This is a genomic window from Tardiphaga sp. OK246, assembly GCF_900188215.1.
GTDB lineage: Bacteria > Pseudomonadota > Alphaproteobacteria > Rhizobiales > Xanthobacteraceae > Tardiphaga > Tardiphaga robiniae.
In genome coordinates this window covers 335,378-346,108 of record NZ_FZOX01000006.1, presented here as the reverse complement: position 1 = coordinate 346,108, position 10,731 = coordinate 335,378, and the positions used below count along the sequence as shown (strand labels likewise).

General features: G+C 61.2%; 11 protein-coding genes and 1 tRNA gene. 2 read left to right on the top strand and 10 right to left on the bottom strand.

The features are described from left to right. Window positions 1-4 precede the first annotated feature (4 nt). On the top strand, window positions 5-271 hold the full coding sequence (locus CHC01_RS25685) for an acyl carrier protein (protein ID WP_089267182.1): 267 nt from the start codon (window positions 5-7) through the stop codon (window positions 269-271). A gap of 48 nt (window positions 272-319) precedes the next feature. Here CHC01_RS25685 and CHC01_RS25680 read toward each other — a convergent pair whose 3' ends face one another. Beyond that, window positions 320-1,015, bottom strand: coding sequence for a N5-glutamine methyltransferase family protein (locus CHC01_RS25680; RefSeq protein ID WP_089267325.1), 696 nt, complete (start codon window positions 1,013-1,015; stop codon window positions 320-322). A gap of 393 nt (window positions 1,016-1,408) precedes the next feature. Here CHC01_RS25680 and CHC01_RS25675 point away from each other — a divergent pair, with 393 nt between their 5' ends. Continuing rightward, on the top strand, window positions 1,409-2,209 hold the full coding sequence (locus tag CHC01_RS25675) for a YdcF family protein (RefSeq protein WP_089267181.1): 801 nt from the start codon (window positions 1,409-1,411) through the stop codon (window positions 2,207-2,209). 187 nt (window positions 2,210-2,396) lie between these two features. Here the strand turns inward: CHC01_RS25675 and CHC01_RS25670 are convergent. The 9 genes from CHC01_RS25670 to CHC01_RS25630 all read right to left on the bottom strand — a co-directional run bounded on the left by CHC01_RS25670 (window position 2,397) and on the right by CHC01_RS25630 (window position 10,507). Next, a tRNA-Gln gene (locus CHC01_RS25670) sits at window positions 2,397-2,470 on the bottom strand. 187 nt (window positions 2,471-2,657) lie between these two features. Then, the gene (locus tag CHC01_RS25665; RefSeq protein WP_089267180.1) at window positions 2,658-4,079 is read right to left on the bottom strand and encodes a purine-cytosine permease family protein; all 1,422 of its coding nucleotides are present in this window, start codon (window positions 4,077-4,079) and stop codon (window positions 2,658-2,660) included. A gap of 71 nt (window positions 4,080-4,150) precedes the next feature. Then, window positions 4,151-5,110, bottom strand: coding sequence for a catechol 2,3-dioxygenase (locus tag CHC01_RS25660; RefSeq protein WP_068730601.1), 960 nt, complete (start codon window positions 5,108-5,110; stop codon window positions 4,151-4,153). A gap of 152 nt (window positions 5,111-5,262) precedes the next feature. Continuing rightward, complete coding sequence (locus tag CHC01_RS25655) at window positions 5,263-6,111, bottom strand: ABC transporter substrate-binding protein (protein WP_089267179.1); 849 nt, start codon at window positions 6,109-6,111, stop codon at window positions 5,263-5,265. A 17-nt stretch (window positions 6,112-6,128) separates the two neighbouring features. Then, entirely contained in the window at window positions 6,129-6,821 is a 693-nt protein-coding gene (locus CHC01_RS25650) for a 4-carboxy-4-hydroxy-2-oxoadipate aldolase/oxaloacetate decarboxylase (RefSeq protein ID WP_089267178.1), read from the bottom strand. Further along, entirely contained in the window at window positions 6,818-7,540 is a 723-nt protein-coding gene (locus tag CHC01_RS25645) for a PIG-L deacetylase family protein (RefSeq protein ID WP_089267177.1), read from the bottom strand. Before CHC01_RS25645 ends, CHC01_RS25650 begins: the two co-directional genes overlap by 4 nt. A 17-nt stretch (window positions 7,541-7,557) precedes the next feature. Further along, window positions 7,558-8,427 (bottom strand): amidohydrolase family protein, encoded by an 870-nt coding sequence (locus tag CHC01_RS25640; RefSeq protein WP_089267176.1) that lies wholly within the window; start codon window positions 8,425-8,427, stop codon window positions 7,558-7,560. Continuing rightward, on the bottom strand, window positions 8,424-9,428 hold the full coding sequence (locus CHC01_RS25635) for a Bug family tripartite tricarboxylate transporter substrate binding protein (protein WP_089267175.1): 1,005 nt from the start codon (window positions 9,426-9,428) through the stop codon (window positions 8,424-8,426). The genes CHC01_RS25640 and CHC01_RS25635 overlap by 4 nt, the downstream gene beginning before the upstream one ends. Before the next feature lie 182 nt (window positions 9,429-9,610). Next, window positions 9,611-10,507, bottom strand: a complete 897-nt coding sequence (locus CHC01_RS25630) for a LysR family transcriptional regulator (RefSeq protein WP_068730595.1) — start codon at window positions 10,505-10,507, stop codon at window positions 9,611-9,613. Window positions 10,508-10,731 lie beyond the last annotated feature (224 nt).

Here is a 10,731-nt window from a genome sequence, read left to right as displayed (position 1 = left end):
AAACATGTTGCTAGTCAGGGAACCACTCGAGACCTATCGAAGGCAAGTTCGCGATTTCTTGCTGTCGAACTTCTACATTGCTGAAGCCAACTCGCTTGAGGTCGACACATCGCTGCTCGATCAAGGCATCATCGACTCGACGGGAGTGCTCGAGGTCATCGGGTTCATCGAGGAGACCTTCGGCATCACGGTCGAAGATAGCGAGCTCTTGCCTGAGAACCTCGATTCCATCGAGGGAATTTCACGCTTCGTCATGAGCAAGAAGAGCTGATGCTTGTCTGCAGCGTCCAAACCGCGTCACGAACGCCACCGTAGCGGTTCAGGTTGTTGCGCCTTTGCGGTATCCCATAACGACGCGGCCTTCGCCCGTTTCATTCGTCACCACGCTGATGCTCTCGTAGCTCTTGTTGCGCTCAAGAAGGGTTGTCACCTGCCGCTCCTGACCGGCGCCGACCTCGAACAGGAGGATGCCGCCCGGCCGCAAATATCGGACTGCGTCCTTCGTAACCCGCATATGGATGCTAAGTCCGTAAGGACCGGCTGCGAATGCCTCACGTGGTTCGAGTTCGAGCAAGGGGGCCCGGTCGCCTCTGAGCCGCGTTTCCGAAATATAGGGTGGGTTGCAGACGATCAGGTCGATGGTCCCATCCAGCGACAGACCTGAAAAAGCGTCGAACAGATCGCCCTGAAACACCGACATGCGTTGCGTGAGTCCGTGATAGGCGACATTGCGACGTGCGACAGTGACACATCCATCGGTTAGATCGCTCGCCCAGACGCTTGCGTCGGGGGTCTGGAGCGCGATGGCGCATGCCAGATTGCCTGCGCCACAGCACATGTCGATCACCCGCGGCTCCGCCACGTTTAACTGACGCAGAGCATCGACAGCGCTCGCGCAAAGCAATTCGGTTTCCGGCCGGGGGACGAGCGCACCGGGCGCGACCAGCAGCTCTATTCCCATAAACAGAGTACGTCCCTCATCGTAAGCTTTGGCGACGTTGATCACTTCGCTCATTGCGGTCACCCTGCCTGGACGTTGCGCGACAACTGTTGCATGCGGCGTGATCATGCACCGGACAGAACCATGCCCTGTCCATGTGGCAATGGCGGTAGTCACAATGAGGTAGATGGGCCGATAGCGGCAATGCAGTTGTTTTCGGCAGCGCTCCTTACGCATTTTGGCGATGCGGCAACCCACCGGCTGCATGGTCATCCGACGACGCAGACCTCGCTCTGACTTCGGCCAGTTCGAGGCTGAGTGGTATTTGTCTGTTCTGCTTTCGAGTTCTTATGAACGGGGCCGCGGCGATCCGGCTCCCTGTCCGGCGAGCTAACGATTCGTGGCGATGGCTTCGTTGGCCGTTTGCTGCTATGGCGCTCTTGGTACCAACGGGGCTGAGGCCTTAAGTTGTTTTTTTTATTGTCCAAGACTCTTGGCAACGCGCTCGCGCCGGTCAATTTCCTGGTCGGCCTCGGTGTGCTCGGCGCGATCCTTTCGGCAACACGGCTTTCTTCGCTTGGCCGCGGGCTTATGATCACAGCCGCCGTGCTGCTTGTGGTGGCCGCGTTTTCACCGGCTGGAAGATTGCTGCTCTATCCGCTTGAATCGCGCTTCCCGCCCTGGGATGCGGGACAGCGTGCGCCTGACGGCATCATCGTGCTCGGCGGCTCGATCGACGCCGATGTTTCGCTTGCGCGCGACACGCCAGTTGTCCGTCGCTCGCCCGACCGCATCATCGCAGCCGCAGCGCTGGCGCGACAGTATCCGAACGCACGCGTGGTGTTCACCGGCGGCAGTCCGAGACTGGTATCGGATGCCAGGGAGGCCGATTACGCCGCCGCGCTCTTCGAAAGCCTTGGAGTCGACAAATCGCGATTGATCATGGAGCGGCAATCGCGCAACACGCATGAGAACGCCGAGTTCACCAAGGCGCTCGTGGCGCCGAAGCCGGGCGAGCGCTGGGTTCTGGTGACATCAGCGTTCCATATGCCGCGATCGATTGGCCTGTTTCGCAAAGCCGGATTTCCGGTCGAGGCTTATCCAGTCGACTGGTGGGTCGGCGGTCGGCGCGCCGCACTTTCCTTCACCACCCTCGCCCTTGACGGGCTGTCGCGGACCGACATTGCGGTGCGCGAATGGTTCGGGCTCATTGCCTATCGAGTCACGGGGCGGATCGATGACTTGCTGCCGGGGCCCGATGCACATTGATTCTCCGGGCCCGAGATAAGGCAAGCGCCGCAGGCCGTCGGAAGCCAAAAGCCATGTATGGCCACGCCGCCGCAGGTACCGACCGGACGCCATTCGAGCCTCGTGTGGGCCATTGTTGTGGACCACCGGATTTTCTCGAAAAGGCTGCGGGTTAGAAGTCTTTGATCTACGAAGGGAAATTCGAGTGTGGCTGGGGAACTAGGATTCGAACCTAGACAAACAGAGTCAGAGTCTGTTGTGCTACCGTTACACCATTCCCCAAACGATTCAGAGACTTACAGGAAAATCCAGTCTGGAATCGGTCGGAACAGAGATGCTCATCTCGTTCGGGCGCGTTCTAGCCCGTCCGCCGGACAAAGCGCAAGGCCTCTGGACGGAAATGACAGCTCATTGACACCACTGGCAATGGACAGGCCACACAGAGCGCGGCCTGCCCGGTCGCCTCGCCCTATTCGCCCGGTCCACCGACCGGGATGGCCATCGGCTCCGGCGCCAGACGCCTGCTGAGCGCCAGATAGACACCGCCGCCCACGACGATGCCCGCCAGCCAGCTCAGATCCGCGCCGCCGAGAAGGTTGATCGAGATCGGCCCCTGCAACGCAGGCACCAGGCCATCCTGGAACAGCCAGGTGGCGATCAGTCCGGCGAAGAACGCGATCATGCCGCTCCAGTTGATATCGCCATAGATGCTGGTCTCCGGCGACTTGTAGAGTTCGGCGATATCGATCTGGCTCTTCCGTCTGATGAAGAAGTCGGCCATCACCACGCCGGCATAGGGGCTCATCCACATCAGCAGGCTGATCAGCCAGTTGTCGAAGGCCTTCGCAAAGGACGGCGCGAAGATGAAATACACCGTCACCGCATAGCCGGCGACGCCGACGATCAGCGCCAGCATCGTCCGCGAGAAGCGGACGCCCATGCTCAGCGCCGCGAGCGCCGACGAATAGACGTTGAGGATATTGGTGGCGATCGGCCCGTGCAGCACCAGCAGCAGCACGAGAATGCTGGCGATGCCACCGAACACGGCCGAGACCATCTTGGCCGGATCGGTATCGAGCGTCACCGACGCAATGGTGGCACCGAGAACGGCCAGCCACACCGACGGCACGAACATGCCGACATAGCTGTACCAGAACACGGCCTTTGACGAGGTTGAGCGCGGCACGAAGCGCGAATAGTCCGACGCCCAGGTCACCCACGAAATGCCCCAGCCCACGCCGACGGCGGTCATCAGCAGCGACAGCATCGCCAGATGCGGCCCCGGCGGCAGCGACGTGGTGTGATTCCAGTTGACGACACCGGGCTGGCTCCAGGCTAGCACGCTCATCAGCACCATGATCACCACCGTGACCGGCACGGTGTATTTCTCGAAGGTGCGGATCGCATAGAAACCATAGGTGCCGATCACCACCTGCGTCACCATCACGATGGTGATCACCACGAGATTGGCAAACCAGCTATCGGCGATGCCGAACTGGCCGAGGATGGCCATCGAGATCTTGACCGGGAAATAGGTGTTCACACCGATCCAGCCGAGCGTCATCAGGAACATCAACAGGCTCGGCAGATAGGCGCCGCGGCGCCCGAAGGCCGACCGCGCAAGGACCATCTGGTTGACGCCGGTCTTGTGGCCCATGACCGTGAAGGCGGCGAAGATCGCGGAGCCCGCCGCATTGCCGATGACGATGACCGCGATGGTTTCCCACAGACCGAGCTTGAGAATGATACCAAGCGCGCCGAGCGCCCAGTTCACCGGCGCGATATTGGCGCCCGCCCAGATCCACATCTGCTGCGGTCCGGTGGAATCCCGGTCGGCATCGGGGATCGGTTCGATACTGTGGATGTCTGCCCGCAACTCAGAGTTAGTCATGCTCGCCCCCACGTCAGAAACAACCTGAGGTCAACAAAGCAAGACGCGTACCAATCCGGCAGAGGGGCTTGCTACTTGTGGGGCACCGGCGGCGTTCCATGGGTGTGGAACGACTCGATGGTCTTGAGGCCCCAGGCCTGACCCTTCTTGCGCTCCTCCTCGGTCCAGACGATCGGCTTCCAGTCCGGCGCCAGGATCAGCCGTGCGCCGGCATTGGCGACTTCGACGCGGTTGCCGCCGGGCTCATAGACATAGAGGAAGAAGGTCTGCTGGATCGCGTGTTTGTGCGGACCGGTCTCGATGAACACGCCGTTTTCCAGAAAGATATCAGCCGCGCGCAGAATGTCTTCGCGGCTGTCCAGCGCGTAGGTGACGTGGTGAAAGCGCCCCTTGGTGCCGGAGTGATCGCGCGAATAGGCGAAGTCATAACTCTTGTTCGACATCGTCATCCACATCGCCGCTTCCGTGCCGTCATTGAGCACGATCTGCTCGGTCAGCCGGAGCCCCATATAGTGCTCGAAAAACTCGCGGTTGGCCTTGATGTCGACCGCGAGGCAATTGAGGTGATCGAGCCGCCGCACATTGATGCCCCGCGCCGGATAGCGCTGCGCCTGATTTTTAAGCGCCGGCTTGAGTTCCGGCGGCGCCTCGTACCATTCGGTCTCGTAATAGAGTTCGACGATATGTCCGTCCGGGTCGCGGCAGCGAAATGCCGGCCCGTGGCCGAGGTCACCGTCGGTCCAGCCGATATCGTAGCCGGAGCCCTTCAGCGCTGCGACGCGGCGCTCCAGCGCCTGCGGGCTGCGCGCCCGCAGCGCCATGTGTTCCATACCCGACGTGTTCGACGCCGTCAGCTTCAGCGAATAGCGCTCATAGTCGTCCCAGCCGCGCAGATAGACCGACTCGCCTTGCCGGCCCGACACGGTCATGCCCATGACGTCGACGAAGAATTTCAGGCTCTCGTCCGGCTTCGGCGTCAGCAATTCGAGATGACCGAGATGGGCGAGATCGAAAATGGGTTCGGGAGTCATTGGTCGTTTCCTCCAGTATTCTAGTCGAGCTTACTCGATCCCCTCATGGTGAGGAGCGCGTCTTCGCGCGTCTCGAACCATGACGAATTGGGCGCTCATCCTTCGAGACGCGGTCGAAGACGACCACTCCTCAGGATGAGGGCGACGGCGCGCTATCGCAACGCGCGCGTCACGTCGTCGAACAGCTCATCAACGCTGAACCTGCGCGGGATCAGCCCCTGCTGCGCAGAATAGTCTGTAATGAGAGCCAGCGAACGATTCATGGCATCCGCATCGAAAGACAGGCTCTTGCCGGCTGCCGCCGCCCTGCTCGCCTCCAGCATACGGTGGACTTCGCGCACCACATCGGGGCGCGTATCGGACAATTGCTTGCTGACCACCACCATATGGTTGATCGGCACCACGCCATGCCTGGCCAGCCAAGCTTTCTCTGCAGCAGCCACGTCTGGGAACAACTGCGCCACCCGTGGATCGTCGCTCTTCTCGCCGAGCACGGCGTCCAGTTCGCCGTCGAACAACATCTGCATGATCGCCTTGCCGGCAGGTGCCTTGGTGGTGCTGTCGACATATTCAGCGACATGCGGCTCCTCGAAGGTGATCCATTCGATCGCATCGAGATTGACGCCGTAGTCATTGGCGAGTATGCCGCGCAGCCACGCGCCCGTTGTCGTCGTAAACGATCGAATACCGACGCGCTTGCCTTCAAGATCCTTAGGTCCGGCAATACCAGCCCCGGGGCTCGTGACCGCGAAGCCAAACTGATGCCGCGCCATCATCACATCAGGCAGCAGCACCATCGGCTTGTCGTAGCTCCTGGCCATCAGATAGGTGACGATGGCCATTTCGGCGATGTCGAAGGCCCCGTCGCGCACCATGGGCTTGAAGCCCTTGTTGGTGGGCTTGTAGTCCGCGAAGTCCAGTTCGACGAGATCAGACGTGATCGCGCCGGATTTCAACGCAGCCGTATGCGGATGATCGCCGAGCAGAATATGAAGCCGCATGCCAGCCTCCTCCCCGCTCAGGCCTGATCGGGATCGTCGACGTAAACCAGACCCGCTTTGGCGAGCGGCTCCCGCATATTGTACATGTCGAGGCCGAGAATACCGGAAGCCAGCTTCTGCCGCTTGGCGTCTTCTTCGGCAAAACGCTTCTCGCCCTTCACCGCAACCTCCGCAGCATGTTTGCGCGGGATCACCACGACGCCGTCTTCATCGGCGACGATGACATCACCCGGCGTCACCTGCGCACCGGCGCAGACCACCGGCACGTTCACCGCGCCGAGCGTCGCCTTGACCGTCCCCTTCGCCGAGATCGCGCGCGACCACACCGGAAAGCCCATTTCGCGCAGCGTCTTGATATCGCGGCAGCCGGCATCGATGATCAGGCCAACACCGCCGCGCGCCTTCAGCGACGTCGCGAGCAGATCGCCGAACATGCCGTCGGTGTTGTCCGTCGTGCAGGCCACCACCAGCATGTCGCCGGGTTTGCACTGCTCGATGGCCACATGCAGCATCCAGTTGTCACCGGGCTGCGCCAGCACCGTCACCGCGGTGCCGGCGGCCTCTGCGCCGGACCACACCGGCCGCATATAGGTCTTCATCAGGCCAAAGCGGCCATAGGCCTCGTGCACCGTGGAGACGCCGAGCGCGCCGAGCCGCTGCACGACGTCTGCATCCGCGCGTTGAATATTCCTGACGACGACGGGTTTCATGCCAGTGTCTCCACGGTCATCGGGAACAGGCGCTGATAGGCTTCGCCATAGGTCATGGCCGCGCCGGTGTTGCGGCCACCCTGCATGCCGCGCTGCAAGGCCACCCGCTCGTAATAGGCCCAGAGGTGTTTTTGCGCAGCGAGAATTTCGAACGTCTTGCGCTTGATGTCCCAGACCTCATCGATGTTGAGGATCACCTGCGGCTTGAAATTGCACATCTCCGGCTGATGCGGCTCGAACAGGAACACCGGCGGCGCGGAGTAGCTGTATTCCGCTTCAGGCTTGTGCCCCATCGCCTGCGCGATGATGCGGGCTTCCTGTGCGGCGGCGGTCGCCGCGGGATGATCGACATTGTAGGGATCTTCGAGCGAATGCGTCAGTACGAAGCTTGGATTGAGCTCCCGATAGATATCGATCAGCCGCTCCTTGTGTGCTTCGGTCAGATGCAACGGATAATCACCGGCATCGAAGAATTCGATCTCGGCGCCGAGCGACGCCGCCGCGCGCTCGGCTTCGTCCTTCCGGCCAGCCTTGACCTTGTCGAGCGTCATGCCCGCCTGTTTCCAGGCAAATTGCGACTCGCCGCGCTCGCCATATGCGAGGCAGACGATCTTGACGCGGTAGCCCTTCTTGGCATGCAGCGCGATGGCGCCGCCGGCGCGCCAGACGAAATCGCCGGGATGGGCGGAGACCACGAGGCCGGTCTTGGCTTTGGACATGGTATTTTTCCTGTCGCTTAGGTGTCGAATTCGAAGAGCCGCGCGGGATTGTCGACGAGGATCTTCTGCTGGATCACCGGATCGGGCGCGAAGAGCGGGATCAGATCAACGAGATCACCGTCATTGGGCATCGCCTTGACGTTGGGATGCGGCCAGTCGGTGCCCCAGATCACGCGATCGGGCGCGGTCTCGCAGATTGTCTTCGCGAACGGCACCGCATCGGTGAAAGGCGGCCCCAGCGAGGTGACGCGCTCGCAGCCGGAGACCTTTACCCAGCATTTCTCGTCGCGCTTCATCAGGTCGATCAAGGTGCGGAACGGCTGCTGCTCCAGGCCATCGGCGGCCTTGACGCGGCCCATGTGATCGATGGTGTAGCGCACCGGCAGCTTTGCCAGCAGATCGGCATAATCAGGCAGGTCGACCGCATCGAAATGCAGATCGACGTGCCAGTTCATCGGCGCGATCATGTCGATGATGCGGTGAAACACCTTCATGTCAGGCGTGCCGCCGAGATGTCGCACGAAGTTGAAGCGGCAACCGCGGAAGCCGCCTTCGTGGAGTTCGCGCAAGCCCTTCTCCGTGATCGTGCCATCGATATTGGCCACCGCGCGGTAACGCCCGCCGCTCATCGCAATCGCATCGAGCGCCACGCGGTTGTCCGTTCCGTGCACGCTGGCATTGACGATAACGGCACGGCCGATGCCGAGCTTCTTGTGCAGCGCCTGAAAATCTTCCAGCGGCGCGTCCGGCGGAATGTAGGAACCGACATAGGGATATTTCGCGCCGGGCCCGAAAATATGCGTATGCGCATCACAGGCCAGCGGCGGCAGCTTGAACTTCGGCGTCTTGGTGTGCGGATCGGGACCGGGAACGGTGGGTTTCGTCATTGTTTTGGAATTCCTGCCTTGTCGATCACGGCGGTCCACTTCGCGATATCGTCAACCAGGCGGGCCTTCAGTTCCTCCGGCGAACTGGCTTTTGCCTCGATGCCAAGATCGAGCAGCTTCTGCTTCACATCGGGCATCGCCAATACTTCGCGCAGGCCCGCATTCAACCGCGCAATCGCTTCGGGCGGCGTGCCTGACGGTGCGAACAGCGCATTCCATGACACGACGTCATAACCCTTCACGCCACCCTCGATCATCGTCGGCACGTCCTTCAGGATCACCGAACGGGCTTCGCCCGTGGTCCCGACGGGACGCATCTTGCCATCCTGCAGCGCGGATTTCATCCCGACATAATTGTCGATCATCACATCGATGTCTTCGCGCAACAGCCCGACAATGACTTCCGGCGTTCCGCGATAGGGCACGATCTGGAAGTTGATCCCGGCCGTGGATTTGAGCAATTCGGCCGACAGGTTCTGGGTGCTACCGACACTGATGGTGCCGACATTCAATTTGCCGGGATTGTCGCGCGCGAACTTGATGACGTCGGCCAGCGTCTTGTGTTGCGAATTCGTATTGGTACCGACGATGAAATCGAAGAAGCCGATGCTGGAGATCGGCGCAAAGTTCTTCACGGGATCGAATGGCAGGCTCTTGAACAGCGGTACGCTGACGGCGGTGCCGTTGCTGAGCAACGCCAGCGTATAGCCATCTGGTTGCGACGATAGCACTGCGCGTGCCGCAACGACGCCGCCCGCGCCCGGCATGTTCTCGATCACGAGACGCTGGCCGAGATTATCGCCAAGTTTTTCGGCCACGATGCGGATGGTGATGTCAGCGACACCGCCGGCCGCGAACGGCACGATCACGCGAATGGGCTTCGTCGGATAGCCGGACTGGGCTTGCGCCACAGGTACCGCGTTGGTGAGGAATATCGCACCGAGCGCCAAATGCGCGGCGCTCAGTAGATGCTTGAGCCTGATCGGGAAGCGGAGCGTCATGATGGATTGAAGACGCCTGATGCGTCCACCCTTGCCGTTTTTATGTCGGTACCCGTGGCCGTCACGTCATCGCGACAGGGCTATGGACCGTTCTGCTCCCGCAGTAACCAATTCCTATATATGAAACAAATGAGAAATCTGGGATAATCGTGCAGTTTCCTGCATATATCCTGCCGAGCGGATTATCCCGCAGCCTGGAAGTATTTCCGGGTCAGATCGATCAGCGCCTGCGCCGGCTTGCTCACCGGCTGTCCGCGCTTGACGATAATCCCGACCGTCCGGCTGACACTGGGATTACGCAGCGGCACAGCGACAAGTCCGGCAGTTCCCTGCGTCGCCACCGCGATGCTGGGCACCACGGCGATGCCGAGCTTCTCGAACACCATACCTACCGCCGTCTGCAGATGCTGCACCTCATAGCGCCAGTTCAGCTTATCACGGCGATGGCCAAGCGCGTCGTCGATCAGGGCCCTGTTGCCGGCCTGCGGACTGATACGGATCAGCGGCATATCCTCGAGATGCGACCAGGCCACGAACTTGCGCTGCGCAAAGGCATGATCCTTCGTGCACAACAGGACGAAGCGCTCCTTGATCAGCGGGGTGACAGCCAGATCCCATATATTGGTCGCAGTGATCGTGATGCCGAACTCTGCCTGGCCGGACTGCACCAGCGTGGCGATCTCACTGGCTGAATTGTCGTGGATCTTGATCGAAATTCCCGGATGCACCGCATTGAACTGCTTCAGCACCCGCGGCAGGTGATAGGCGGCGATGGTCGGCAGGCAGCCGAGTGCGATGTGTTCCTGCCGCTTGCGGCCTCGCGCCCTAAGCAAATCGATGGAGTCTGAGAGTTCCCCGATCATCCGCCGTGCGGTCGGCAGCAGTTCCAGCCCGGCCGGGGTCAGTGCCACCTGCCGCGTGGTGCGGGCCAGCAGCTGAAAGCCGAGATCCTCTTCCAGTTTCTTGATCCGGTGGCTCAGCGCCGTCTGCGACAGATTGAGGTGCGCGGCCGCGCGCGAAAAGCTGCCCCGCTCTGCGATACTCAGAAACGCCTGCAGGCCGGGAAAATCGATGCGCATGAGAGGTCCGTGCACGGCCGAAGGCGACCGCGCTGAGATAACGCGGCGACGACGACCCATGCAAGGTCAGGACGCCAGCCTATGCCGACCTCGCGGGCTGGTTAAAACCGCGTAAAGTCAGATCGCCAGCCGCGAGCAACAAGGTATCCAGTGCCGGAGTTTCCGCGTTCCAGTGCGGAGCTAATTCCGCAATGCAAGTTTGACGAGCAGAGCCCACCGATAGC